General features: G+C 41.3%; 18 protein-coding genes and 1 other RNA gene. 5 read left to right on the forward strand and 14 right to left on the reverse strand.

All coding sequences use genetic code 11. The features are described 5' to 3' along the window. Nucleotides 1-16: 16 nt before the first annotated feature. Complete coding sequence (gene dnaE / locus CLW00_RS06445) at nt 17-4,306, reverse strand: DNA polymerase III subunit alpha (protein WP_106132841.1); 4,290 nt, start codon at nt 4,304-4,306, stop codon at nt 17-19. A gap of 504 nt (nt 4,307-4,810) precedes the next feature. Here dnaE and CLW00_RS06450 point away from each other — a divergent pair. Beyond that, nucleotides 4,811-5,854: a sialidase family protein gene (locus CLW00_RS06450; RefSeq protein WP_106132842.1), complete on the forward strand. Its 1,044-nt coding sequence runs from the start codon at nt 4,811-4,813 to the stop codon at nt 5,852-5,854. Nucleotides 5,855-6,317: 463 nt separating this feature from the next. Here CLW00_RS06450 and dnaN read toward each other — a convergent pair whose 3' ends face one another. From dnaN to gldA, 4 genes are all read right to left on the reverse strand, one after another. Beyond that, on the reverse strand, nt 6,318-7,442 hold the full coding sequence (gene dnaN / locus CLW00_RS06455; protein ID WP_106132843.1) for a DNA polymerase III subunit beta: 1,125 nt from the start codon (nt 7,440-7,442) through the stop codon (nt 6,318-6,320). A 168-nt stretch (nt 7,443-7,610) separates the two neighbouring features. Further along, nucleotides 7,611-9,293 (reverse strand): gliding motility-associated ABC transporter substrate-binding protein GldG, encoded by a 1,683-nt coding sequence (gene gldG, locus CLW00_RS06460; protein WP_106132844.1) that lies wholly within the window; start codon nt 9,291-9,293, stop codon nt 7,611-7,613. Continuing rightward, nucleotides 9,290-10,012, reverse strand: coding sequence for a gliding motility-associated ABC transporter permease subunit GldF (gene gldF / locus CLW00_RS06465; RefSeq protein ID WP_106132845.1), 723 nt, complete (start codon nt 10,010-10,012; stop codon nt 9,290-9,292). Before gldF ends, gldG begins: the two co-directional genes overlap by 4 nt. 4 nt (nt 10,013-10,016) lie before the next feature. Further along, nucleotides 10,017-10,925, reverse strand: coding sequence for a gliding motility-associated ABC transporter ATP-binding subunit GldA (gldA, locus tag CLW00_RS06470; RefSeq protein ID WP_106132846.1), 909 nt, complete (start codon nt 10,923-10,925; stop codon nt 10,017-10,019). 967 nt (nt 10,926-11,892) lie between these two features. Here gldA and CLW00_RS06475 point away from each other — a divergent pair. Continuing rightward, nucleotides 11,893-12,201, forward strand: a complete 309-nt coding sequence (locus CLW00_RS06475) for a hypothetical protein (protein WP_106132847.1) — start codon at nt 11,893-11,895, stop codon at nt 12,199-12,201. Nucleotides 12,202-12,535: 334 nt separating this feature from the next. On the opposite strand, the gene ssrA is transcribed toward CLW00_RS06475, so the two are convergent. The 3 genes from ssrA to ettA all read right to left on the reverse strand — a co-directional run bounded on the left by ssrA (nt 12,536) and on the right by ettA (nt 17,306). Beyond that, nucleotides 12,536-12,940, reverse strand: a transfer-messenger RNA (tmRNA) gene (gene ssrA, locus CLW00_RS06480). 188 nt (nt 12,941-13,128) lie between these two features. Then, nucleotides 13,129-15,252, reverse strand: coding sequence for an outer membrane protein assembly factor BamB family protein (locus CLW00_RS06485; RefSeq protein ID WP_106132848.1), 2,124 nt, complete (start codon nt 15,250-15,252; stop codon nt 13,129-13,131). A gap of 374 nt (nt 15,253-15,626) precedes the next feature. Beyond that, nucleotides 15,627-17,306 carry an energy-dependent translational throttle protein EttA gene (gene ettA / locus CLW00_RS06490; protein WP_106132849.1) on the reverse strand — a complete coding sequence of 560 codons (1,680 nt, stop codon included), beginning with the start codon at nt 17,304-17,306 and terminating at the stop codon, nt 15,627-15,629. A gap of 137 nt (nt 17,307-17,443) precedes the next feature. Between ettA and CLW00_RS06495 the strand changes: the two genes are divergently transcribed. Both CLW00_RS06495 and CLW00_RS06500 read left to right on the forward strand, forming a co-directional pair. Then, complete coding sequence (locus CLW00_RS06495; RefSeq protein WP_106132850.1) at nt 17,444-18,691, forward strand: DUF349 domain-containing protein; 1,248 nt, start codon at nt 17,444-17,446, stop codon at nt 18,689-18,691. 77 nt (nt 18,692-18,768) lie between these two features. Continuing rightward, nucleotides 18,769-18,990, forward strand: a complete 222-nt coding sequence (locus CLW00_RS06500; RefSeq protein WP_008625540.1) for a DUF2795 domain-containing protein — start codon at nt 18,769-18,771, stop codon at nt 18,988-18,990. 25 nt (nt 18,991-19,015) lie between these two features. On the opposite strand, the gene CLW00_RS06505 is transcribed toward CLW00_RS06500, so the two are convergent. From CLW00_RS06505 to queA, 5 genes are all read right to left on the reverse strand, one after another. Further along, nucleotides 19,016-19,750 carry a LytR/AlgR family response regulator transcription factor gene (locus CLW00_RS06505; RefSeq protein WP_106132851.1) on the reverse strand — a complete coding sequence of 245 codons (735 nt, stop codon included), beginning with the start codon at nt 19,748-19,750 and terminating at the stop codon, nt 19,016-19,018. Beyond that, nucleotides 19,747-20,793, reverse strand: coding sequence for a sensor histidine kinase (locus tag CLW00_RS06510; RefSeq protein WP_106132852.1), 1,047 nt, complete (start codon nt 20,791-20,793; stop codon nt 19,747-19,749). The genes CLW00_RS06505 and CLW00_RS06510 overlap by 4 nt, the downstream gene beginning before the upstream one ends. Nucleotides 20,794-20,796: 3 nt before the next feature. Further along, the gene (locus CLW00_RS06515) at nt 20,797-21,588 is read right to left on the reverse strand and encodes a LiaF transmembrane domain-containing protein (protein ID WP_106132853.1); all 792 of its coding nucleotides are present in this window, start codon (nt 21,586-21,588) and stop codon (nt 20,797-20,799) included. Between the two features lie 118 nt (nt 21,589-21,706). Further along, complete coding sequence (locus tag CLW00_RS06520) at nt 21,707-22,387, reverse strand: 2-C-methyl-D-erythritol 4-phosphate cytidylyltransferase (protein WP_106133074.1); 681 nt, start codon at nt 22,385-22,387, stop codon at nt 21,707-21,709. Nucleotides 22,388-22,495: 108 nt separating this feature from the next. Further along, nucleotides 22,496-23,545, reverse strand: a complete 1,050-nt coding sequence (queA, locus tag CLW00_RS06525) for a tRNA preQ1(34) S-adenosylmethionine ribosyltransferase-isomerase QueA (protein WP_106132854.1) — start codon at nt 23,543-23,545, stop codon at nt 22,496-22,498. 122 nt (nt 23,546-23,667) lie between these two features. On the opposite strand from queA, the gene CLW00_RS06530 reads away from it, so the two are divergent. Next, nucleotides 23,668-24,912, forward strand: coding sequence for an ABC transporter permease (locus CLW00_RS06530; RefSeq protein ID WP_106132855.1), 1,245 nt, complete (start codon nt 23,668-23,670; stop codon nt 24,910-24,912). Between the two features lie 75 nt (nt 24,913-24,987). On the opposite strand, the gene recA is transcribed toward CLW00_RS06530, so the two are convergent. Next, a complete protein-coding gene (gene recA / locus CLW00_RS06535; RefSeq protein ID WP_106132856.1) occupies nt 24,988-26,019 on the reverse strand; it encodes a recombinase RecA in 1,032 nt (343 codons plus the stop codon). Nucleotides 26,020-26,130: the final 111 nt, after the last annotated feature.

Here is a 26,130-nt window from a genome sequence, read left to right on the forward strand (position 1 = left end):
AACCTACAGGTACACATCAATTGATAATCTGATAGACTACCTCAGGCATATGACCGAGCTCTTCAATCAATTCATTGGAAGGATCTACCTGATAGTTTTTGGACATGAGGTCCAAAGTAATATTCTCTCTTTTGTCTATGATATTGATATACAACTTGGCCTCTCCCTTGTACTTTTTAGTGATCCCTTCCAGCCTTTCCATCAGGTCATAAGTAAGGTTATCCAAGTCAATGTTGACACGTAGTCCTTTGACCATTTTCGCCCTTACCTCATTAAGCAAAGTGATGGAGTTGATTTTAAATTCCAGCTCATCAGGTTTCCACTTATTGGGATGTACTGATCCAGTCAAGTACAGAAACCAACCGGTCATGAAATACTCTTTAAACTTGATGTAATCTTCACCAAAAATGAAGAAGGTATGTCCTCCATGGTAATCTTCCATTGTCAATGTTCCAAAAGGCTTACCTGTTTTTGTGGTTCTATGCGCAAAGGCCATTACCATACCTGCTGCTTTGACATCTCCTTTTTTCCTAAGTGCTTCGGTATCTTTGATCTCCGTCAACGGTGTATTGGTAAAAGAGTCTATCTCTACTTTAAACTGATCCAGTGGGTGACCGGAGATATAAAGACCTACAACCTCTTTTTCAATATTGAGCTGCTGCAATTGACTGAACGGCTCCATAGATGCTATGGTAGGCATCGGAACTTCCATTCCTCCACTTCCACCAAACAAACTCACCTGTGAGCTGTCTGCTTCTTGTTGTACTTTTTGGGCATATTTTACTGCCTTTTCCAATAGTGTCACATCACCTTCCGGAGCTTCGAGGTATTGTCTTCTATGATGTTCGGAAAAGCAGTCAAATCCTCCCCCCATGGCTATTGCCTCCAACGTTTTTTTGTTCACTGCCCTTGAGTTGACCCTTTTACAAAACTCAAAGATATTTTTGTAAGAACCATTTTTATCCCTTTCCTCAATGATCATGTCCACGGCTGCACCACCAGCTCCTTTTATCGCACCAAGACCAAAACGGATTTGACCTTCTTTATTGACTGCAAAACTCCTTCTCGATTCGTTCACATCAGGCCCTAATACCGCAATACCCGCTCTTTTACATTCCTCCATAAAAAACGTCACCTGGGTGATGTCGTTCATGTTGTTGCTAAGTACAGAAGCCATGTATTCTGCCGGGTAATGCGCCTTAAGGTATGCGGTTTGGTAGGCTATCCAAGCATAACATGTGGAGTGGGATTTATTGAAAGCATAAGAAGCAAAAGCCTCCCAATCTGTCCAGATTTTATTCAGTTTTTTGACATCATAACCTTTGGACGAAGCTTGTTCTACAAACTTCGGTTTCATTTTATCCAGGACATCCTTTTGCTTTTTACCCATTGCCTTTCGGAGTACATCGGCCTCACCTTTGGAAAATCCCGCCAGTTTTTGTGACAGCAACATCACCTGTTCCTGATAGACCGTGATCCCGTAAGTTTCCTCCAGGTATTCCTTCATATCATCTAGATCATAGATGATCTCTTCTGTCCCGTGCTTTCTACGGATAAAAGAAGGAATATAGGCCAATGGCCCTGGTCTGTAGAGGGCGTTCATGGCAATAAGATCCGCAAAAACGGTCGGTTTCAGTTCCCGCATGTATTTTTGCATGCCTGGAGATTCATATTGGAAGATACCGACAGTTTCACCTCGCTGGAATAGCTCGTAGGTTTTTTGATCATCAATTGGAAAAGTGTCTGGATCTAGTTCAACCCCATGCTTCTCTTTGATGATTTTACAAGCATCTTTGATCAAAGTCAGGGTTTTGAGTCCTAGAAAGTCCATTTTCAACAATCCGGCACTTTCTACCACGGAGTTGTCAAACTGAGTACACACCATTTCTGAATCTTTGGCCAAAGCCACAGGGACAAAGTTGGTGATGTCATCAGGTGTAATGATCACTCCACAGGCATGGATACCTGTATTCCTTACTGAGCCTTCAAGTATTTTAGCCTGATTGATTGTCTTGGACAATTCATCTTGACCTTTTGATATCCTGATCAGTTCTTCAGCCTTAGCAAGGTCTTCTCCATTTCCTTTTAACTTTTCGGACAGTTTGGCCCTGTCTTTGGAAAGTGCAAAGAGCGCCTTGAGTTTGATGTCAGGGACCAATTTGGCAAGTTTATCTGCCTCTGATAAGGGCAAGTTCAGTACCCTTGCGGTATCCCTGATGGCAGACTTCGCTGCCATGGTACCATACGTGATGATCTGGGCTACTTGATTAGACCCATATTTTTTGATCACATAATCAATTACACTTTGCCTTCCTTCATCATCAAAGTCAATGTCAATATCAGGAAGGGAAACCCTTTCAGGATTCAGGAATCTCTCAAAAAGGAGGTCATAGGCAATTGGGTCAACATTGGTGATCCAAGTGCAATAAGCCACAGCAGAACCTGCAGCCGAGCCCCTTCCGGGCCCAACAGAGACTCCCATTTTTCTTGCAGCAGCCGTAAAGTCTTGAACAATCAGAAAATATCCCGGGTAACCTGTGTTTTTGATCGTCGCCAATTCAAAATCGAGCCTTTCCCTGATGTCATCCGTAATCTCTCCGTAACGTTTTTTTGCTCCTTCATAAGTCAAATGCCTCAAATATGCATTTTCCCCTCGTTTTGCATCATCTATTTCATCTTGCGGATCTTTGAACTCTTCGGGTATGTCAAATTTTGGCAGCAAGACATCCCTCTGCAGCTTATAAGTTTCAATTTTCTGAACAATCTCATGTGTACAGGCTATAGCCTCGGGAAGATCAGCAAAAAGCTTTTTCATCTCTTCCTGACTCTTGATATAAAACTCCTCATTGGGAAAGCCGTACCGATATTCACGACCTCTTTTCCCTATGTATTTCTTGGGTTTTTCGAAAAGCTCCCCGTCCTTGACACAAAGTAAAATATCATGGGCATTGGCATCTACCTTGTTGTTGTAGTAAGTATTGTTTGCAGCAAAGTATTTCACTCCGTATTTATGGGCAAACCGGAGCAATACCTCGTTCACTTTCTCTTCTTCTGGGATGCCATGTCTATTGAGTTCTACATAAAAATCTTCCCCAAACTGCTCTTTCCACCATACAAACGCTTCTTCGGCTTGGGTTTCGCCCACATTAAGAATCAAAAACGGAATTTCTCCCCAAAGGCCACCGGTAGTCGCTATCAAATCAGATTTGTATGCTACCAGCACCTCCTTATCAATCCTTGGCACATAGTAAAACCCCTCAATATTGGCATAAGAGGCTAGTTTGGCGAGGTTGTGGTAGCCTTTCTTATTTTTGGCTAAAAGTACTGTCTGAAATCCATCATCTTTGACACTTTTGTTCTTTCTCTCTCTGTTGAGGTTAAACTCACAACCTATTATCGGCTTGATATCACTGGCGAGAGCTGCCCGCACAAAGTGAAAAGCACCCATCATATTACCATGGTCTGTCATGGCTATGGCAGGCATTTTCAGGGCTTTCGCTTGGGCGATCAGGGTAGGTATTTCTGAGGTCGCCTGAAGCACTGAATATTGGGTATGCACATGAAGATGGGAAAAAGGGATATCCTCCATCTCAGAGATGTCCGCTTTACCTGCAGCTTTGAGGACCTCTTTTGCGGCGATTTTTTGCTCATCTTTGGCAGCAGCAAAATTGGCTATGTCCAATTTAGGTGGTTCATACACCACTTCTGTGGCATCCACACCTTTTGCTGTTCCAATGACTTTTTGAGTGATCAATCCGAAGAAACACTTGGCTGTGGCATCCACATCATAAGCTGCATCGTGGGCATCCTCAAACCCTACTCCAAATAACTTCTTATGCAATTCAGTCAAAGTAGGCCATTTGAACCTACCTCCTTTTCCTCCAGGAATTGCACAAAACTCGGTAGACAAATCTTTGGTATCCAACTCCTTCATGTCCGGCAGCTTCATGGCTATCTCCTTCCGGATAAATTCCGCACCCATGACATTGATATCAAAACCAATATTATGGCCTACCAAGTACCTCGCTTTGACTACGTCTTCGTGAAATATCCCCAAAACCTTGCTCAAATCATGCCCTTCCTTCAAAGCCCGATCTGTCGAAATCCCATGGACTTTTTCAGCATTATAGGGAATGGTGAACCCTTCCGGTTTGACTATAAAATTGTTGTTAGAAATCAGTTTGCCCTTCTCATCGTGAAGTTGCCAGGCGATCTGAACCAGCCGGGGCCAATTGTCCACATCAGACATTGGGGCATTGTAATCTCTTGGCAATCCGGTGGTTTCGGTATCAAAAACGATATACATATATTCTCAGCAATATTGGGATTCTAAATTAAGGGATATCCTTGGCAGGAACTAAACCTCGGCGCAAATTGTCGGGAATTATTTTTAAGAGCCAGATAGGGAAGACATGTGGGATTTGTAGCCTATTTATTGTCAGAATTGGATGCACATATTTTTCAACAATTATTCAGATGTTGTATCTAGGGCCGAAAAAACCAGACATTCAACTTTACCTTAACCTACATTTGAGGGATAGCAGGGGGATGAATTTCGACCGGGCCTGCCTGGATGATCACGGCAGACAGGCCAGCGTAGGCCATGCACGCTGATAAACCTGCCCGTAGAATTCGGGGAAAAAAGTAGCTTTATAAATAAAAGTTAATTGGAATTGAACATTTAAAACAGGATGAAACAATAATTACCTACGAGAACTTAAGCAGAAACGCATGTTTTATAAAGTCTGAAAATATGTTTTGTAAAAGTAGCCCAGTATTTGTTTTTTTAAACAGCATAACCTGATTAGCAATGAAAAAATACATTTTAAGTACTGCATTTATTTTGGCAAGTTTTATGCTTTTGGCCCAGGAGCATGAGTTGAATATCTTGACTGACGAGTTTATTTTTGGGAATGACAAACCCTTTGACCAATGCCACGCGAGTTCGATTGAGCGCTTAGAAAATGGGGATTATATGATTGTTTGGTTTGCCGGCACTAAGGAAAAAGCAGATGATGTCGGCATCTGGATGTCCAAAGGAAAAGACGGAAACTGGAGCTCTCCATCACTTTTGGTAAAAACCAGGGATGACGCCCATTGGAATCCGGTATTGTTCAATGCTCCAGACAACAATCTTTACCTCTATTTTAAAGTAGGAAAAGAAATTGATGACTGGGAAACTTGGGTGATGCATTCGAGTGATCTTGGGGTAAATTGGTCTGATCCTCAGGAATTAATAGAAGGGGACCGTGGAGGAAGAGGCCCTGTTCGCAATCACATGTTGGTACTTTTTGATGGGACTTGGCTGGCTCCGGCATCTTTGGAGAAAAACAGGGTTTGGAACGCTTTTGTAGACAGGTCGGAAGACCAAGGAAAGACATGGATACAGTCAGAGACTTTGATTTTGGATAGGGAAACAATAGTCGGGGAAGGGGTAATTCAGCCTGCCCTTTGGGAGTCGGCCGCCTTACATGTGCACATGCTGCTGAGGACTTCTGCTGGAAAAATCGGTCGCAGTGATTCACATGATGGAGGATTGACTTGGTCACCGGTGGAGTTGACCGAACTGCCCAATAACAATTCAGGTATAGATGTGGCACATATCGGAGGGGATACACTTGCCTTCATCAGTAATCCTGTCGGGGAAAATTGGGGAAAAAGATACCCTATCCAACTTGCCCTTTCCTATGACAATGGAAAAACTTGGCCTGTGCAAAAGGCACTTGAAGAAGGATCAGGTGATAATGAATTTTCATATCCCTCCATGATTTACCATGAGGGTGAATTGGTGTTGTGCTATACTTGGAACAGAGAAAAAATTAAATTTGTGAGGGTGAAATTGGAAGAGCAGTAATCTTTTAAACAAGAATTCTAGCTGAATCATGTCAGGCTTCAAAAAGCTGACAGGATTTTTTCGCAATATCAAAAATACATTTTCATACTGATATTGTATCTTAAAAGATACAATTTTCTATGACTAACTATAAAACAGTGGTACTGACAAAACCCATACACGGAGATTTTCTAGTCGATCGTTATAAGGAATATATTTTCACCACAAAGGAAATAAGAGTAACAAAGCAATTGAATTTCAACCTTTTGCCTTAAATATTAATGGATGTTAAATGTATCGGCATCTTTTGTTTTCTTTTGTCAATTGTGGTTTTTTATAAAACCTTTAAGTGAGAACAGAACACCCAACCACAAAAAAAGCCCCAAATTCCTTGGGGCTTTCTATATTCTATTGGCGAAGAAAAATCCTCAGCCGTTCTCAAAATATCAATGAATATCTACTGATATCCATTAATATCTAATTTCTATACATAGTTATTCAACATCACCGGCATTACCAGCATTAGAATATCTTCATTGTCAGAAGTCTCAGATGGTACGATCAAACCAGCCCTGTTTGGTGCTGAAAACTGAAGGGTAACTTCTTTTGATGCTACATTATTCAGAATTTCTACCAAGAACTTGGCATTGAACCCAATTTCTATATCCTCCCCATCATGCTCGCAGGAAAGTCTTTCGTTGGCTTCATTGGAAAAATCAAGATCTTCAGCAGAAATCTGCAATTCAGAACCTGTAAGTTTCAACCTCACCTGATGTGTAGTTTTGTTGGCGTAGATGGCAATCCTTCTAAGTGAACCCAAAAACTCCATCCTGTCAATGGTCATGTGATTAGGATTGTCTACCGGTATCACATTTTCATAGTCTGGGAACCTTTCGTCGATCAACCTACAGATCATTTTGATGCTGTTGAATTTGAAGTAAGCATTGGAACTGTTGAACTCAACTGTCACAGGTACATTTTCTGATGGCAATGTTGACTTCAATAGGTTGAGTGCTTTTCTCGGGATGATCAAGCTTGCTGCATCAGCGGCAGCAATATCTACCCTTCTGTACCTTACCAACCTGTGACCGTCAGTAGCTACAAATGTTGCATTGGTGCTGCTCAAGTTGATATACACACCCGTCATGGCTGGCCTCAACTCATCGTTGCTTGTAGCAAAAATGGTATTACTGATTGCCGCGCTCAAGACTTCAGTAGACATATCTACTGCAGTTGCATTGGTTACAGTTGGGATTTTAGGGAAATCTGTAGCATTTTCTCCAGCCAATTTGTACCGCCCATTATCAGAACTGATCTCAACACTGTATGTATCTTGGTCAATACTGAAATTGACCGGCTGCTCAGGAAGATTTTTGAGCGTTTCGATAAGGATCTTTGCAGGGACTGCAATGTTTCCATCTTCTTTAGCCTCCACTTCGATCTCGGTCATCATGGAAGTCTGCAAATCAGAAGCAGTGATGGTCAATATACCATCTTTAATTTCGAAGAGAAAGTTCTCCAAAATCGGCACAACCGGATTGGTTGTCACTACGCCGTTGATTGCGGAAAGCTGCTTTAAAAGGGCAGAAGAAGAAACAATAAATTTCATATCGTCAGGGCTTATGTTTTTGTCTAAAATTTGAACAGGGTAAATTTATAAATAAAATTAGAAAAGCAGCTTTTGAGGGCGAAAAAACCTCAAATTGAATTTCATTCTTTTAAATCTGTTTTTTATAATCTGAACGCTTACATCCTGATAATGTGCAAATTGGCAATTTTATTTAGAAAAACGTCTTTTTCGAAGGCCAGTCCATATCAAACCCAAAACCAAAATAAGCAAAACCGGTAAGGCAATATTGATGATTTGCCATTTTTGACGCTCATCTCTTAATTTGACTTTGTTCAATGGCCTAATCTGAAATTGCTTGGTACGTGAACTGATAATCCCTTCGGGTTCCAATAGGTAATTGATACTGTTCAACAAAAGCTGTCTATTGGCGTACTGGGTATTGTTGAAAGGATCCTCACCTAAGGGTAATGGACTGCCATCCATAAAATTCAATTGGCTTTTGAAAACGTTACCTGTGCCAGCTACCATTACCCTACCTCCTGTACCTGAGTCCAGAAAACTGCTTTGATCGGCTCCTTCGGGCAAAAACCTGTTTTTATACAGAGAGGTAAAATTACCTTCCAATAAATATAAAAGCGGTAAATTTTCAATCCTGAATTCATCTAAATTGGGGCCATCAGCCATGTCTTCGAATGCAAGGCGAACCGGGGCTGCTATTTTTCGGCTGAAATCTGAACTGAAAATCAATGGTGTCTTTATCACGCCCTCAGCTTTCACTGTGTCCATACTACTTACGAAACGGAACATCACCTGATCCAGACCTTTTGTGACCGGATGACTCGCCATCCTGCCAGCGCTGATGTAAAAAGGCCAGGGCAATGGTATCAACTGTTCCTGATCTCCAAAATTACCCGCCATTACAGGATGATAACCAAAATTCATGTCCTGTATAAAGTCTTTGTTGATACGGATGCCATACCTGAAAAGCATCTGGTCTAAACCATTATCAAAAGGCATGGCAACGGTCCCCTCACCTCCTGCGTCTTCCATTTCATAAGCCAAGGCATCTATCAGGAAAACCAAATTACCTCCATTCATCAGGTACTGATCTAGGATATAAATCTCCCTTTCGTTGTAAGGCTGTTTGGGTCCAGGAATGATAATCGCAGCAAAAGGGTCTAAATCTTCCACATTTTGCGCTTGTTCCATTGGAATCTTATACACCTCAAAATCTTCTACCAAAGCTTCTATGATCCCATACCCGTCATCTTCTTCCATCTCCCCATTGCCCATCAACATTCCCACCGAATATTGCTGCTTCCGTATCAATTTCTTGATGGCATTGGCAAGTTCAAACTCAAGATTTTCTATAGATTGGTTGAGAATCTGATCCGGCCCCATACCTTTTTCACCTCTGAGTATCAAGGCACCTGTTTCAAATTCCTCATTTCGCACCACAATACCCGGAAAGATCAACTTTGACTTTTGACCTCCATCTTCAGTAATAAAAAGGTTTGTAGGATTGATGCCATAATCTGACAAACCTACGATATAATCTTCCCTGAGATCTGCGGGTAATGTCATTGGATCTAGGTAAAAAAAAGCGATTTTCTTATTGCTGTATGCATTGAAAGTCCTGATTGTCTCTTCTACCGACCTTTGCAGTCTTCTCATTCCCCCCGGCAAATTTCCCGTAAGCAATATTTCTACTTCCAATGGCTCATCGATTTGCTGAAGCACTTCAATGGTAGCAGGGTGTAGGCTGTACCTTTTTTCCTCCGTCAAGTCAATCCTGAAAGGAAAAAACTTACCCACCAGCCAAAGGATCAACAGTAAGAATACAGGGATGCCTATTTGTTTCAAAAGATTGATGTCGCTTTTGTTCTTCATTTTCTTCTGATCAATAATCCTGTGATAGCAATATTTATGATGATGGTACCCAAGAAATAAAAGAGGTTTTGCGCACCGATGACACCACGACTCATGCTCTGATAATGGAAACTGAGGCTAAGCTCTTCCAAAAGTAAGGCAAAAGGTCCCGTCATATTCATTTGGACGAAAGCAGTCAGTCCATAATACAAGAGAAAAGAGAGGAACACCCCCAAGACAAAGGCTATAATCTGCTGTGAGGTCAGGGCTGAAGAAAGTATCCCGATTGAAGCAAATACCGCCCCTATCAGGAAAAGCCCAATCCAGGAACCGAAAAATCCTGCATGGTCAATATTCCCTACCGGATCTCCAAGCTGAACCACGCTGAAATAGTAAATCAATGTGGGTAACATTGCCATCAAGATCAATGTAAGGGAAGCAAAATATTTGGCTAAGATGATCTTTGTACCACTAACGGGGGAAGTCATCAACAACTCCCAAGTACCTGTTTTTCTCTCTTCGGCAATCATCTTCATGGTGATGGCGGGAATCAAAAAGGTGAAGACATAAGGTGTATAGATAAAGAGAGGTTCAAGGTCAGAAAACCCATACTCCAATACAGAGGTGTCCGGGAATACCCAAACAATCAAACCTATTGAAACCAGGAATACAACCAAGATCAAGTAACCGGTAAGGTTACTGAAAAAGGCATTGATTTCTTTCCAATACAGTGCTGTCATGTATTTAGACTTGGGTGATTTGTTGAAAAATAGATTCCAGTGTTCTCTCCTGCTGTTGGATACTTACCAAGCTGAGGTTTTTTTCCTGAATGGTTGCCAAGATTTCCTTCCTGGCCAAAGCCGCATCCTGCACAGCTATCGACACAGCCGTTTTGGGTGGACCCAAGTACCTGACTTTGCCGAGATTTTGAAACCACTCTAGGTTGATTTCTTCTTCAATTTCTAAAATAAGCAAGGTGTTTCCCCCTTCAGATTTAAGGTTTTTGAGGAGATCAGAAGCGACAATTTTACCTCTATTGATGATGACCACTTTTTCACAGATGGCTTCTACCTCCTGCATGATGTGGGTGCTGAGGATCATGGTCTTGTTTTCACTTATATTTTTGATCAGCTTCCTGATTTCCACCAGTTGATTGGGGTCCAAACCCGTGGTAGGTTCATCGAGCACGATGACTTCAGGATCATGAATCAGAGCTTTTGCCAATCCCACCCTTTGCCGGTAGCCTTTTGAGAGTTGGCCGATGCGTTTATGTGCTTCCAATTCCAAGCCACAGAGGTCAATCAATTCAGCAGCCCTGTTTTTCAAGGATTGGCCAGACATGCCATAGAGACCTCCGATAAAAAAGAGGAACTCCTTTATGTACATATCGAGATAAAGAGGATTGTGTTCGGGAAGGTACCCAATGAGTCTGCTGACTTGTTTGGGGTGTTTGAGCACTGAAATGCCATTTACCCTGACATCACCAAAATCAGGGATCAAAAACCCGGTTGCAATCTTCATGGTAGTGGACTTTCCTGCCCCATTTGGGCCTAGAAATCCCAGTACTTGACCTTTCTCAGCAATGAAAGAAACATTGTCCAAAGCCTTTTGGGGACCATATATTTTTGTGAGATTGCTTACTTCCAATGACATGGGCGAGGAATTAAGACGCTAAATTAAAGAGTTTTTTAAGATCCATCCTGTATAAACCAAAAAAGGCTTCAAAGAAGCCCCGAAGAAAGATCAAACAGCCAGAAGCTGTCAAATCTTTTGGATATTAAACCTTACACTTGCCAAGATAATATAGGTGTGGTTAAAATGCAAATGGTGTTCGCGATGATAATGGTTCACGCAGAATTGGTTCACGCAGAGTTAGCGAAGAAGCAGAGGATCGCAGAGGACAATTATTTCTCGCAATGACGCAAGGAAGCAAAGAAAAAAATATATCCCTCGGAAAGCGCTGAGAGGCGCAGACATCAAGAGTGTCAACAACTCCGCTTTGTCATTTCGATCCCGTACAACAGTCGGGAGAGAAATCTAATCGGTTCCCGAAGAAGGTTTATATTGAAAACAGTTCACGCAAAGAAAAAGAAGGAGCAAAACTTGTCCCGAGAATCGGGAGAAGCAAGGAGGCAAAGACAATAAAATTTTATCCCGCGGAAAGCGCAGAGAAGCGCAGACAAAAAGAGAGTCAATTACTTCACCTTGTCATTTCGAGTATGCAACATTTTGAGAAGTTCAGAAATCGTTTAAAAGTTGGTTAACCGTCATCCTGAAGGAGGTACGACTAAAGGATCTCCAGGCTCGAAGATAGAACCTCTTCCCCACGACAGCGGAGGATTAACGAGAGATTGGTTCTCGCAGAGTTTACAAAGAAGCAGAACTTGTACCGTCCTGATAATTATCGGGATTAGGGAGGATGTCAGAAGAAAAACTATTTCACGCAGGGAGAATTGCAAATTCATTGTGATAGTAAGGAGTAGTTACAAACTACGCCTAGCACCTACGCCATACTTCACCCAGGAGGGGGATTTCCAGGTGATCTTATATTTAAACTTTCAATCCCAAAAATTTTTCTTTAAGTTGAATTCTTGATCCAACATTTTACTTTTTGGGAATTATGGAAATGGAAGAATTCAGTGAGGAAGAAAAACTGGAAGCCATGAAAATCATGGCAAAGGAGTGGAACAGTTTTAGACCACCTTTGGAAATTGACGAGAGGATTACGGCTTTGGTCTGGGAACATCATACAGACAACGCCATCATCAAGAAACTGGTAGAGGAATTTGAAGCGCTGGAATGCTATGCCCGCAAATGTTTTTGGTTCAGTACGGCCAATGACCTGACGAGGCTTGAGGAAGAAGCGGATGGTGCTTATTACCAAACAGCACATTGCCATGAGAGTTGCGTGCCAAGGAGATTTCGGTGAATACTTTGGAGTGTTTGGGTTCACGCTGATAAGGGTTCACGCAGAGTTTGGTTCATGCTGATAATGGTTCACGCAGAGATCGCAGAGGTGCTAAGACTCGCAGAGGAATAAGGTAAAGAAGCTTTATGATTTTTTCGCAAGGAAGCAAATAAAAAAGATCAATCTCGAAAGACAGCAAAGAAATTGCTTCGCAATGGTAATCAGTACTGCACTTTATTTGTACCATCTGCGTAATCTGCGACTTCCGCGGGAAAATAAACCACCTCGCAAGAACCCCTTCATTCAAGCCCCATCAAAAACAAAAATCCCTCAGAAAAGGCTTTCTGAGGGAAGGTTGTGGAGCTGGCGAGATTCGAACTCGCGTCCAGATAGGGAAACACCGTACCGTCTACATGTTTAGTCACCTGTTGGATTTTCGACTGTTGTTTGCTGGGTGACACACCTGACAACAGCTTATCTACTGATCTTAGCCCTGCTTAGTAGCATCACAGGGAGCAGCCCTGTCAAGTCGACACCTCAATTCCACCCGGACAGCGCAACGGATGGTGAGATGTGGCCGGGGAGCATCTATCGAAACTCAACCCTTTAAGCATTATCTATTCCCCTAAGGGTAAGATTAGGCAGCCATGGCGTAATTAGATTCGCCAATTATAGTTTGTATGAATTATTCACAGACGTACATACTCCACCTGACATGCGAGCCCGATCTTTACTCCTACTGTCAAAACCGGTCAGCCCCATAGTTTACTTTATGGACGACAAATATAAGGGAAATAAAGTTCATAAAGACGAGAAGTTACAAAGTGTAATTTGTAGTTAAAAACGAATACCCCTCAATATCAAGTATCAGTGAATATCCAAATGCTAAAAACTCAAATTTCTAATGATTATTGGAGACAATGCGGACATAAATACTATTTTTCACCCCTATGGCAATGCAAAGGCTACGTAAGCATCACCTGATTTAGTGCCTTTTCCCCCTCCACAAGCAATTACCACATACTGCTTCCCTTTGATTTCATAGACCGCAGGTGTGGCATGCCCTGCCGCAGGCAGTTTTGCCTCCCAAAGGACTTTCCCTGTGTCCTTGTCAAAAGCCCTGATTTTTTCATCTTTCGTGGCTGCTATAAAAACAAGCCCGCCGGCTGTGGTCACAGGACCACCATAGTTTTCTGTCCCTGTCGGTGAAATACCTCTGGCAGATAATTCTTCAAATTCTCCCAACACAGACTGCCATTTTACCTTCCCGCTATTCATGTCTATAGCTGTCAATGTACCCCAGGGAGGATTGATTCCAGGATAACCATCATCGGTCAACAATCTTGAATACCCTTCCATGTAATACCTCGGGTAGAGTTGCTCCTTTACCACTTCAAGCTCTTTTTTGTCCTGCCCTACAACTTTTTTATCCAATAGGTATGCAACCAGCATATCCCTTTCCTCTTTGGCTATATGAGAAAACGCTGGCATGGCTCCTTTCCCATTTTTGATCAAGGCATCCAAGCTTTCATTATTATAGTTCTTTTCCAGATTCATCAAACTTGGAAAGGCTGGCAGATTACCTTTTCGGTCAATTCCATGGCAATTTGCGCAATAGTTGACATAGACCTTTTGTCCAAGGTTATCAAATTCAGGGTTGGCTTTCATATTGATTATCCAAGGCATTTCATTGGCATTGACATAGAGGGTTTGGGTAAGTGGATCAAAAGAGGATCCACCCCATTCAGCACCTCCATCCATGCCAGGGAAAAGCACTATACCGTGCTGATCACTTGGGGGTTCCCACATATGCCCATACTTTACATTCTCGAGTTTGGAGCGTATGTCTTTTTCCCATTCTTCTGTAAGATTGAGAATCAACTCATCTGTGTAGGCCATGCGCATAAAAGGTTCCGGCAAAGTTGGATGAGGTTGTGTAGGCCAACTTTTCTCTCCTTCCAGTGTGGATTGGGGAACTGCTTTTTCTTCAATGGGCCAAATCGGCTCTCCTGTCTCGCGGTCCAGGACAAACACATAACCTTGCTTGGAGGTCTGAGCCACTGCATCTATCCATTTGCCATCTTTTTTGATTCGTATCAAGTTAGGATTGGCGGGGAAATCTCTGTCCCAGATGTCATGATGTACTCCCTGAAAATGCCAGATGCGCTCACCGGTTTCGGCATCGAGTGCAAGGAGTGTGTTGGCAAAAAGATTTTCTCCATGTCTATACCCTCCCCAAAAATCATAGGTGGCCGAGCCTGTAGGTACAAACACAATTCCCCGCTCCACATCCAGACTCATTCCTGCCCAATTGTTGGCACCACCGATTTTTTCCAAATACTCAGGATCCCAGGTTTCATATCCAAATTCTCCAGGATGGGGTATGGTATGGAATATCCATTCCCTTTTGCCTGTTTTTACATTATAAGCCCTGATGTGACCAGGTGCTGCATCCAATCCTTCTGAAAGCCGCATACCTATGATGATTTTATCTTTATAAATGACCCCCGGGCTATTACTCACCAATAGAAAATCCTCCCACTCGGTATCAAGATCTTTTTTGAGGTCCACCATGCCGTTTTCTCCAAAATCAACAATCGGCTGTCCTGTATCTGCATCTAGCGCAAAAAGGTAGTTGCTGGCAGATGAAAAAATGCGCTTGTCATTTCCGTCTTCCCAATATGCCAAACCTCGATTGAGGCCTGCCCAGCTATTTTCTCCTCCCAACATCTGAAACGGATTGAATCTCCAAACTGGCTTGCCCGTATCTGCTCTCAAGGCAAAGACATTCATCTGCGGGCTAACGCCATACAACATATCCCCAATGACTATCGGCTGGGTTTGTATTTGACTTCTTTCAGTTGCGTCTCCTTTGTTGTACACCCATGCTACTTCCAAGTCCTTGACATTATCTTTGGAAATATGGCTAAGCCCCGAATACCTTGCTGCATCGTAAGTTCCTCCAAAGGTCCTCCACTGGGAGTAGTCTTGGGTGGGATGGGGATCTTTTGGGCTACAACCAAACAGGATAGTTAGGGAAGTACTCAGTAAAAAAAGGCTGATACGGTGCATACAGGGGTAATTTATTTTCTCCAAACGAAAACAACTTAGTTTATTTTTTTTATTTCTGCTAGTAGTTTTTATATGAATAAGGGATAGCGCATTGGGATTGTCATTTAGAGATTTTAAAATTTGTCATTTGCACAAATGAAATGATGATTAGTGAACGTCCTCCTGAATCAAAGCTTAAGGAAGTGAAAGTCTGTCCCGCAGCATTGCAGGGGATCTTCTACAATTTAGGCCAAGAGACCATTTCTTCAGGGTGATGGCACCTACAATTCTGTCTATGGTATTTAATTTTCAAAAGCTTTACTTCTAAAAATTACTACAATAAAAAAAGCCACTGAATCTTCAGCGGCTTTAAAAGTGACTATAAATTCAAAAGATTATTTCAACTTCTTGTATTTTATCCTTTGAGGTGTGACATCACCCAATCGTTTTTTCTTGTTTTCCTCATAGTCAGAGAAGTTACCTTCAAACCAATACACTTGAGAATCTCCTTCAAATGCCAAGATGTGCGTACATATCCTATCCAAGAACCAACGGTCGTGGGAGATGACTACTGCACAGCCACCGAAATTCTCCAAGGCCTCTTCAAGCGACCTAAGGGTATTGACGTCAAGATCATTGGTTGGTTCATCCAACAACAGTAAGTTGCCACCTTCCTTTAATGTCATGGCCAGGTGAACCCTATTACGCTCACCACCGGAAAGCACCCCAAGTTTTTTCTCTTGATCAGATCCTCCAAAATTGAACTTGCTTACATAAGCACGGGCATTCATTTCTTTATTGCCCAATTTTATAAATTCATTGCCTTCAGAAATTGCCTGATACACCGTTTTGTTAGGATCAAGGCTGTCATGCTCTTGATCTACATAGGCCAATTTGACTGTTTCACCAACTTCAAAATTCCCAGCATCAGCCTTTTCCTGACCGGTAATGAGCTTAAAGAGTGTTGATTTTCCAGCTCCATTTGGTCCAATGATCCCCACGATCCCACCTTGAGGTAGGTTGAAGGATAGGTCTTCAAACAATAACTTATCCCCATAAGCTTTGGAAACGCCATTTACCTCGATGACTTTGGCACCGAGTCTTGGCCCTGGCGGAATGTATAGCTCTAGTTTAGCTTCTTTTTCTTTTCCTTCGTCACTGACCAATTTGTCATAAGCGCTCAACCTTGCTTTCCCTTTAGATTGACGGGCTTTTGGAGTCATTCGAATCCACTCCAACTCACGCTCTAAGGTTTTCTGTCTTTTGGATTCTGTCTTTTCCTCCTGCTTCAACCTGTTTTGCTTTTGCTCTAGCCAAGAGGAATAGTTTCCCTTCCAAGGAATACCTTCTCCCCTATCCAGTTCCAAAATCCAACCCGCTACATTATCCAAAAAGTAACGGTCGTGAGTCACTGCGATCACTGTGCCCTTGTACTGTTGTAGATGTTGCTCCAGCCAAAGCACCGATTCTGCATCTAAGTGGTTGGTAGGTTCATCCAATAGCAAAACATCAGGTTCTTGCAAAAGTAGACGGCACAGTGCTACCCTTCTTTTTTCCCCACCCGAAAGGTTGGCTACATTTGCCTCAGCTGGAGGAAGGCGCAAAGCATCCATTGCTTTTTCCAACATGGTCTCCAGCTCCCAAGCGTTTGCAGCGTCCAGTTTTTCCTGAACCTCACCCTGCTGTTGTATGAGCTTGTCCATAGCGTCAGGATCTTCCATAAGCGCTGGATCCATAAACTTCTCGTTGATTTCTTCAAATTGCTTCAGAAGACCGACTGTTTCAGAAACAGCTTCTTCCACAACCTCCTTTACTGTTTTGCTTGGATCAAGCTGCGGCTCTTGTTCCAGCATGCCTACAGAATAACCCGGTGACCATACTACTTCACCTAAAAATTCCTTGTCTATTCCTGCGATGATTTTGAGGAGTGAGGATTTACCTGAGCCGTTGAGACCTAGGACGCCGATTTTGGCACCATAAAAAAAAGAAAGGTATATGTCTTTAAGTACTTTTTTCTGAGGGGGGTATATTTTGGATACCCCTGCCATTGAAAAGATAATTTTTTCTGAACTCATTGTAGAAATTTTAATGTTGAATGTCACTAAGAAGACAAAGATGGCAAAAAAAGGGCTTTTTTAGGATAAATGCTTTTGAATTAATTAATTTGCAGAAATTAACGAAGACTACCACACAACCAACCTATTAAATCAAAATGGAGCATCCATACGGGTACATTAAAGATAACAAGGTTTATCTCAATGGATTTTTGAATCAGCCGGACAGGGTGATTGGAGAAGTAAAAGAAGACGAAGCAAGTACTATCAAGTATTTTGAAGATAGGTTTGAAACACTCAAAGAAAAGATCGAAGCCCTCAAAAAGGACATAGAAGAAAATCAGAACAAAGGTTCCTTTTTGATGAAGCTTATTCACCTAAGAGACTCTCTCTTAGAGTTTGATGCCTTGGGAGATTTTGTCCCCTTGATCGAGGATTTGGACAAATTGCAAGTCTATCTGGAGGAAATCATCAAAAAGAACAGGGAAAGAAATCTGGAAATCAAAAGAGGACTTATCCTAGAAGCTGAAGCACTCAAAAACGACACAGATTGGAAAAATACAGCCGAGGAAATGAAAAACCTCAAAATGCGCTGGATCAAAACCGGACCTGTAGAAAAGGAGTTTGACGAAGAAATAGAAAACACCTTCAATGCAGCTTTGGAAGTGTTTTTCGAAAACCGCAAGCATTATTTTGAGGGTCTTGCCCTACAGGCTGAGGAAAACATAAAAGTGTACGAGGACCTTGTAAGACAAGCTAGAGAAGCATTTGACAACCCTGATGCCAAGGCAGCTTTTGAGGTTTCAAAGCGTATCCAAAAGGAATGGAAGACTTCAGGAAAAGTGCCTGCAGAAAAAAGACAGCCACTTTGGGATGAATTTTCCAAACTTAACAACAGGATTTTCAGCAGGTTTAGAAGAACTATGCAGTCCGGTCCTCAGCTTAAGCCTTGGGAACAGATCAAAAAAATGGAAGAAATGACAGAGGAAATGAAAAAGCTTGCAAAAGCTGAAACAAATCCTGAAGTCATCTCGTCTGCAAAGAAACTTCAAGCCGAATGGAAAAGATTGACTCAAAGAAAGCCAAAAGATGCCGGGCTAATTATGAGATCTTTCATGTTCTTCTCAGAGGTGGTTTTTGAAAAACTCTTCCTTAATAAATTGGCAAACTCTAAATATGCGGATTTCAGAGAGAAGGAAGAAGTGGAGCAGAGAAGGATCAAAGCTTCAATCTTAAAAGATCTAATCTATAGAGATGAGAGTGAACTGGCTACCATCAAAGAGAACGCTGAAAACTTCAGAACAAACGAGGAGGATTTTGAAATTATGCTTCGTAGAAAACTCAGTGCTTTCAAAAGAAAAGTGGATGTAAAAAATTACATCTTAAAGGAACTTTCAAATAAATAGGCAGTTAACATAGAAAATTTAAAACAATTTCTATTTTTGCAAGCCGTTAGCGCGGTAACATTTTAAAAACTGAAAATATGTATTGGACATTAGAACTTGCGTCTTACCTGGAAGATGCGCCATGGCCAGCAACCAAGGATGAACTCATCGATTACGCGATACGTTCAGGTGCTCCTTTGGAGGTTGTCGAAAACCTTCAAGAGCTAGAAGACGATGGCGAACCATATGAAAATATCGAAGAGATTTGGCCAGATTATCCTACAAAAGATGATTTCTTCTTTAATGAAGACGAATACTAAAAAGCCCGACTTCGGGCTTTTTTCTTTATATCCCTAAGGCAGATTTTAATTTAGGATAACCTGTACGACTGACCGGAATCTTTGAGCCGTTTTTCAAAATCAACTGATAAGCATCTTTTTCATAAGGTTCTATCTTATTGATTTCATTTATCTTCACAATATAAGACCTATGTGTCCTTACAAATTGGGAGGCGTCTAGGTTTTTCTCATAAAAAGTGAGGGTTTTATTTTTCAGGAATTTGCCTTCCTTGGTATGAATGTTCACATAGTCGTCATTGGCTTCCAAAAAAATCACTTCTGAAATAGGAATGATTTTGATCTCATTTTTCACCTTCAATACTATCCTGTTTTTTGATTCTTGATTCAGGTTTTCTTCCTCTATCCTTTTTGATTCTGTCGCGGAAACCTGATTGATCTGAGCATACTTCTCCAATGCTTTCGCAAATCTAGGTTTGGAAATCGGCTTTAATAAGTAATCTATGGCATGTGCATCAAATGCCTTCATGGCATACTCATCAAAGGCTGTGGTAAAAATCACTGCCGGTGGATCTTCCAAAAGCTCCAATAATTCCAACCCATTGATTTTAGGCATCTGTATATCCAAAAAAATCAAATCAGGCTGAAATGCCTGAATTGCTTTCAAACCCTCAAATCCATTGTAGCATACAGCTACAATTTCAAATTCAGAAAAATCTGCCAAATACTCCCTGATAATATCAGTAGCTAATGGTTCGTCATCAATGATAATGGTACGGATCATTTCTTATCGATTTGGGGGATCTTTAAATCCACTGTGAAGTTATCCTCCTTTTGTTGAATATTCAATAGGTCATTTCTTCCAAAAATTAGAAAAAGCCTTCTAGCAACAGCTTCAAGTCCAAATCCGCTCCCCTGCACTTTTCCTGCATTTGGATTGAAGGGATTGGAGATGGAAATCAATAAACTACCCTCTGTTTTTGTGAATTTTACTGTAATTAAAACATCACCTGTAAGCCCGTAAAGTCCATGTTTGATGGCGTTTTCCAGAATAGGCTGGAGCAATAGTTGAGGGATTTTCAAGTCCATTGATGCCTCATCTACATCGAAAGTTGTTTCTAATCTATGGCCAAAGCGGACTTTTTCTATCGATAGAAAAAGCTCCAAGAACTCCTTCTCTTCAGCTACTGTAATCCACTTTTTCTCGTTTTTATGGATTGTCCCTCTTAGAAAATCAGCCAATTGAAAAATCATTTCCCTTGCTTGTTCTGGATTTTTTTTAATCAGTGCACTTACCGAGTTGAGACTATTGAACAGAAAATGTGGCTGCAACTGTTGCCTGAGTTGATACAATTCAGCCTCTTTTGCCATTTGTTCAATTCTGTCCAACCTTTCTTTACTTTCCAATTGATCTTCTATTCTACCATGGAAGACAAGGATTAAAGTCCATCCCACAAGTACAATCACTACGATAAATAACTTCAAAGGAAAAAGGGGTGCTGAAAAATAGAGGTAATCCAATTTACCTGCAAGTACAAACTTCCCAGTCCAATCTGCCAAATAAGTAAATCCTATCGCAAGAAAAACCGGTAGGCCTAAAATCAACCAACTTTTGGAATTTTTGGGTGAGAAATAGCGGAAAATATTGTCCAAAATAAATAATCCCATGAAAATGAAAAAAGTGTAAACAGCCGTATCAACAATGGCCAGGTATAAAGATTGCCCATAATTGTTGATCAAAAGGGAAGTGGCGGCAATCCACAAGGTTATTGCCGCCATGATAATGATGATGTTGGTATTGGAGTAAATAAAAAGTCTCTTGCCCATATTTTAAAAGGACTTGATTTCTATGCCTCCAAATATAACAGAACCGTAGATTTTAAGCACTTTGGTTTCTGTCTGCGATACAGGTTGATACATTCTTTTGTCCTCTACTCCTGCAAAGATATTGGTGACATTGATCTGAAGGTCCCAATGTGGTGGTACTATTAGTTTTACGCCACCAAAGGCCACTTCGACGTTTATAGCAGCCCCTTCAGCGATATCCGCCTGAGTAAGGTCTATATCAGTCCCTCCAAATATCGCAGAGACTTTCCCTCCCTTGAGGTTTTTACTTAGCACCCTTCTCTCTATACCCGTAAAGATAGCCTGGGCATCAATGTATTCTGCACTGTCAGTGGACTTGTATCCAAAATGCTGCTCACCCCCTTCTGTATAGGATGATTTCTCTTGAAAACCCATTCCTTCATCAAATTTTTTCAAAGACTCCGAAAAACTCCGAGTGAAAGCTTCTTGGTCACTCCGACGCTTGATGATCAGGAAAATCCCTAGAAGAATCAAGCCAACAGGAATCAGGTAAGGAAACAAGTTGAATGGTAAATTGAAATTTTTGACCACCATAGCAACCCCTCCAAATACGATCATGAACAAGCCAAAACCGCTTTTGAAATTACTTTTGAAGCTTATTATGAGTCCTATTGCTATCAATATCATAGGCCAAGTGGTCACCCAACTTGGAAACCATATGCCTAATGTCCTAAGAAGTATAATACCGCCGATTGCGACCAAAATGACACCTACCGTGATGTCACTGTTTTTTGCTGGGAAGTTTGACTTTGCCATCGTTTTGTTGTTTTGTGATTATACTTCCAAAAGTAGGACATCTCCTTCCTTGATCGTATAGCAAAAAGGCGGTTGTCACAAAAAACTCGGTGAATGGCAGTAATGACTCGGTGAAAAACTACATAGGATTTTTACCGAGGAGGTAATTTCCGTACTCCATATCTTCTGGAGTAGTGATTTTGATGTTTTCAACATTGCCTGCAATCAAGCTGACTTGCCAGCCCTGATGCTCATATACTGTGGCATCATCTGTGAAATGATGCAATTCGGTCACTTCAAAGGCTTTTTTGATTTTCTGAACCTGAAAAGTCTGCGGAGTCTGAACCAATCTGAAGTATTGCCTTTCCTGAAAAAATGATTTCCCATCGTCCGTCAATTTACGGATAGAGTCTTTGAGTGCAACTACAGCTATCGCTGAACCTTCAGCTTCGGCGGTTTTGAAGCTTTCCATAATGACTTCAGGTTTTACAAACGGCCTTACGCCATCATGTATAGCCACCAAACCATCTGTTTTCTCAATCTGTGCAAGGCCATTTCTTACAGATTGAAACCTACTCTTCCCCCCTTTGACCAATTGGTGTGGCACAGTAAAATCAAATTTTTCACATAAGGCTCTCCAAAAGTCAAAATCCACCTCAGGAATAACTAAAATCAGCCGAATGGAACTGTCCGTTTTGAAAAATTTTTCAAGGCTGTGCATTAAAATCGGTTTATTTCCGATTTCTAGGTATTGCTTAGGAATTGGACTACCCATTCTTGTACCGCTACCTCCAGCTACAATGATTGCGTATTTTTTCATGAATGATTGAGAAATGCCAAAAATAGCTGACATTTTTATTTGAAAGATTACCTCAAGATGAAAAAAATATCAAGAATAAAAAAAGAGGCCATCTAGGCCTCTTTCATTTTAAAGTATCAACATGGCATCTCCATAGGAGAAGAACCTGTATTTTTCTTTGATTGCTTCCTGATAGGCCCTCATGACCAAGTCATAACCTCCAAATGCAGATGCTGTCATCAATAAAGTTGACTCTGGCAAATGGAAGTTGGTGATCAAGGTATTGGCTATTTTAAATTCGTAGGGAGGAATGATAAACTTATCAGTCCAACCACTGCTGGCTTTCAGCTTGTTGTTCGCAGTTACAGAAGACTCAACAGTTTTGAGCGAAGTAGTCCCTACTGACACTACCCTTTTCTTATTGTCAAGTGCTTGGTTTACCTTTTCGACAGTTTTTTCAGGAATGTCATAATTCTCCGAATCCATCTTGTGCTTGGTCAGGTCTTCTACATCTACTTGCCTGAAAGTACCCAAGCCTACATGCAAGGTGATAGGGCAAACTTCCACACCTTTCAATTCCAATCTTTTCAATAAATGAGGAGTGAAGTGCAAACCAGCGGTAGGGGCCGCTACTGCGCCTACATTTCTGGCAAAAATAGTCTGATATCTTTCTCTGTCCTCAGCCTCTACTTTTCTGTCTATCCACTCTTTCAAAATAGGTGTCTCACCTAAAGTATCGATGGTTTTGTAAAACTCCTCATCAGTACCGTCAAATAAGAACCTGATGGTCCTTCCTCTTGAAGTAGTATTATCAATAACTTCTGCTACAAGATCACTATCTCCAAAGTACAGCTTATTGCCAACCCTGATTTTTCTAGCCGGATCCACCAATACATCCCAAAGCCTTAAGTCCTGATTGAGTTCCCTCAACAAAAACACTTCGATTTTAGCACCGGTTTTTTCTTTATTTCCATAGAGCCTTGCTGGGAAGACTTTGGTGTCATTCATGACAAATACGTCGCCGTCACCGAAATAATCGATAATGTCTTTGAATACCTTATGCTCAATTTCTCCTGTTTTACGGTTCAACACCATCAACCTTGACTCGTCGCGATTCTCAGTAGGATAAAGGGAAATAAGCTTTTTAGGGACGTCGAATTTAAAGTCTGATAACTTCATATAGTATGAATAGAATTTTCTACAATGTGTAATTAAGAATAATCTTAAAAACTGCAAAGTTAACAATAAAAATCCCTAAATCTACTTATCTTGGCAATTAGTTTTTAACACATTAGCATACCGTGGTATTCATCAAACTCTTATGGGAGAGTCTTGTATTCGCAATGCAAGCCCTCAAATCTAACCTGACCAGAACCATCCTGTCGTTGCTAGGCGTCACTGTTGGTATCTTTGCAATCATCGCCGTTTTTACCTTAGTGGATTCTTTGGAAAAAAACATCAAGTCCAGTTTCAGTTTCTTAGGCAGCAATGTCGTTACTGTAAACAGGTTTCAATTTGTAGGAGGGCCTGATTACCCCTGGTGGAAGTATTTCAGAAGACCCTACAATACATTTGATGAATACACTTTTCTAAGAGACAAACTTAAAAGTGCCGAATCAGTGGCTTTTTCAGCCTCAGCTAATACCACAGTGCAGGCAGGCAGCAACTCATACAAAGGTACGGATTTGACGGGTGTAACATTTACTTATAAAGATGTCTATGATGTGCCATTGGAATCAGGGAGGTTTTTCACAGATCTTGAAATCAATTCTGCAAGAAATGTTGCAATTATCGGGACAAAGATTGCAAGTACCTTATTCTCCAATAACAATCCCGTGGGAAAAGAAATTAAGATAAAAGGATCAAAATTTGTTGTGATTGGGGTTTTTGAAGAAGAAGGCGAAGGGCTTTTTGATATTTCCTCCAAGGATGAAGCCATTATGGTTCCCTATGGCAGTTTCACCAAACTCTATTATGTAGGTAAAAACGGCATTGAGCCAAGTATAGCACTTAAAGGCAGGGATGAAGACGTGGGTTTGATCGAATTGGAAAACGAGTTGATCGGACTTCTAAGGGCCAAAAGGGGACTGAAACCTACACAGGAAGATAATTTCTCTTTGAACAAATCTGAGTTCATCATGAATACCATCGGATCTATTTTTGATGTTATCAGTGCGGCAGGATGGGTAATTGGTGGTTTTTCAATTTTGGTCGGAGGTTTTGGTATTGCCAATATTATGTTTGTGTCTGTAAAAGAAAGAACCAGCATCATAGGTATTCAAAAATCATTGGGTGCAAAAAATTACTTTATACTTTTTCAGTTTTTGTTTGAGGCGGTATTCCTTAGCCTGATTGGCGGAGTGACAGGAATCCTGATTGTTTACGGAATTACTTTTATACCTGTGGGCTCTTTGGAACTCGTGCTTTCCTTCAAAAATATCCTTCTGGGACTCGTTATTTCTTCAATTATTGGAATTGTATCAGGTATCGTCCCTGCCACCTTGGCTGCAAGACTCGATCCTGTGGAGGCAATTCGGGCGACTTAAAATACTAAAAACATAAAATCCCGACCGCTTTGACAGCAGTCGGGATTTTTTTTTTGAAGCAACTCTCTTTTGAGTTTATCCTTTTTTACCTTCTAGCTCATCGGAAACTTTTATGATTCCAGCCTTTTCTTTGATTTTTCTCTCTATCTCATCCATCAATTCAGGATTGTCCAGCAACAGTGATTTGACAGAGTCTCTACCCTGTCCCAACTTATTACCTTCATAACTAAACCAAGAACCTGCTTTTTTGACAATTTCAAACTCCACACCAAGATCGATTATCTCCCCCACTTTAGAGATTCCCTGACCATACATGATATCAAATTCCACTACCTTAAATGGAGGCGCAACTTTATTTTTCACCACCTTCACCTTTGTCCTGTTACCAAGAACATTGTCAGCACCTTCTTTGATTTGCCCTATTCTTCTGATATCCAATCTGACAGAAGCATAGAATTTCAATGCATTACCACCAGTAGTGGTTTCAGGATTACCAAACATGACCCCTATTTTTTCTCTAAGCTGATTGATAAAAATACAAGAACATCCAGTCTTGTTAATGGCTCCCGTGAGTTTACGCAAGGCTTGTGACATCAACCTTGCCTGAAGCCCCATTTTGCTATCTCCCATGTCACCCTCTAGTTCCCCTTTAGGAACCAAGGCTGCCACTGAGTCAATGACAATAATATCAATGGCACCCGAACGGATCAAGTGCTCGGCTATTTCAAGGGCTTGCTCTCCATTGTCAGGCTGTGAAATCAGCAAGTTCTCAATGTCAATACCCAATTTTTCTGCGTAATTTTTATCAAAAGCATGTTCCGCATCTATGAATGCAGCCAATCCACCAGCCTTTTGTGCTTCGGCAATACAGTGCATGGTCAATGTAGTCTTACCGGAAGACTCAGGACCATAGATTTCGATAACCCTTCCCCTTGGAATGCCACCTATACCCAAGGCCATATCCAATCCCAAAGACCCTGTAGAAATGGCAGGTATATCCTGTACCTTGTTATCACTGAGTTTCATGACAGTACCTTTGCCATAGGTCTTCTCCAGTTTGTCAATCGTGAGCTGGAGAGCTTTGAGTTTTTCAGTATTTGCGCTCATATTTTTGTATTAACAATTCGTTGATTTGAATTTGTGAAATTAATAATAGATAATTGGAGACCCAACACTTCCAAAAAGGATACGTTCTTACTTTTTGGTACCAAAAATCAG

The sequence above is a fragment of the Mongoliibacter ruber genome, assembly GCF_003003005.1.
In the GTDB taxonomy this organism is placed as follows: Bacteria; Bacteroidota; Bacteroidia; order Cytophagales; family Cyclobacteriaceae; genus Mongoliibacter; species Mongoliibacter ruber.

Excerpts from the sequence above, each read along its gene's own strand:
- gldF (WP_106132845.1), bottom strand. The coding sequence starts at position 10,012 with ATGACAGCACTGTATTGGAAAGAAATCAATGCCTTTTTCAGTAACCTT.
- gldG (WP_106132844.1), bottom strand. The coding sequence starts at position 9,293 with ATGAAGAACAAAAGCGACATCAATCTTTTGAAACAAATAGGCATCCCT.
- CLW00_RS06500 (WP_008625540.1), top strand. The coding sequence starts at position 18,769 with ATGTATTGGACATTAGAACTTGCGTCTTACCTGGAAGATGCGCCATGG.
- CLW00_RS06520 (WP_106133074.1), bottom strand. The coding sequence starts at position 22,387 with ATGAAAAAATACGCAATCATTGTAGCTGGAGGTAGCGGTACAAGAATG.
- CLW00_RS06515 (WP_106132853.1), bottom strand. The coding sequence starts at position 21,588 with ATGGCAAAGTCAAACTTCCCAGCAAAAAACAGTGACATCACGGTAGGT.
- ettA (WP_106132849.1), bottom strand. The coding sequence starts at position 17,306 with ATGAGTTCAGAAAAAATTATCTTTTCAATGGCAGGGGTATCCAAAATA.
- dnaN (WP_106132843.1), bottom strand. The coding sequence starts at position 7,442 with ATGAAATTTATTGTTTCTTCTTCTGCCCTTTTAAAGCAGCTTTCCGCA.
- CLW00_RS06495 (WP_106132850.1), top strand. The coding sequence starts at position 17,444 with ATGGAGCATCCATACGGGTACATTAAAGATAACAAGGTTTATCTCAAT.
- CLW00_RS06505 (WP_106132851.1), bottom strand. The coding sequence starts at position 19,750 with ATGATCCGTACCATTATCATTGATGACGAACCATTAGCTACTGATATT.
- dnaE (WP_106132841.1), bottom strand. The coding sequence starts at position 4,306 with ATGTATATCGTTTTTGATACCGAAACCACCGGATTGCCAAGAGATTAC.
- CLW00_RS06485 (WP_106132848.1), bottom strand. The coding sequence starts at position 15,252 with ATGCACCGTATCAGCCTTTTTTTACTGAGTACTTCCCTAACTATCCTG.
- CLW00_RS06475 (WP_106132847.1), top strand. The coding sequence starts at position 11,893 with ATGGAAATGGAAGAATTCAGTGAGGAAGAAAAACTGGAAGCCATGAAA.
- CLW00_RS06510 (WP_106132852.1), bottom strand. The coding sequence starts at position 20,793 with ATGGGCAAGAGACTTTTTATTTACTCCAATACCAACATCATCATTATC.
- recA (WP_106132856.1), bottom strand. The coding sequence starts at position 26,019 with ATGAGCGCAAATACTGAAAAACTCAAAGCTCTCCAGCTCACGATTGAC.
- CLW00_RS06450 (WP_106132842.1), top strand. The coding sequence starts at position 4,811 with ATGAAAAAATACATTTTAAGTACTGCATTTATTTTGGCAAGTTTTATG.
- queA (WP_106132854.1), bottom strand. The coding sequence starts at position 23,545 with ATGAAGTTATCAGACTTTAAATTCGACGTCCCTAAAAAGCTTATTTCC.
- gldA (WP_106132846.1), bottom strand. The coding sequence starts at position 10,925 with ATGTCATTGGAAGTAAGCAATCTCACAAAAATATATGGTCCCCAAAAG.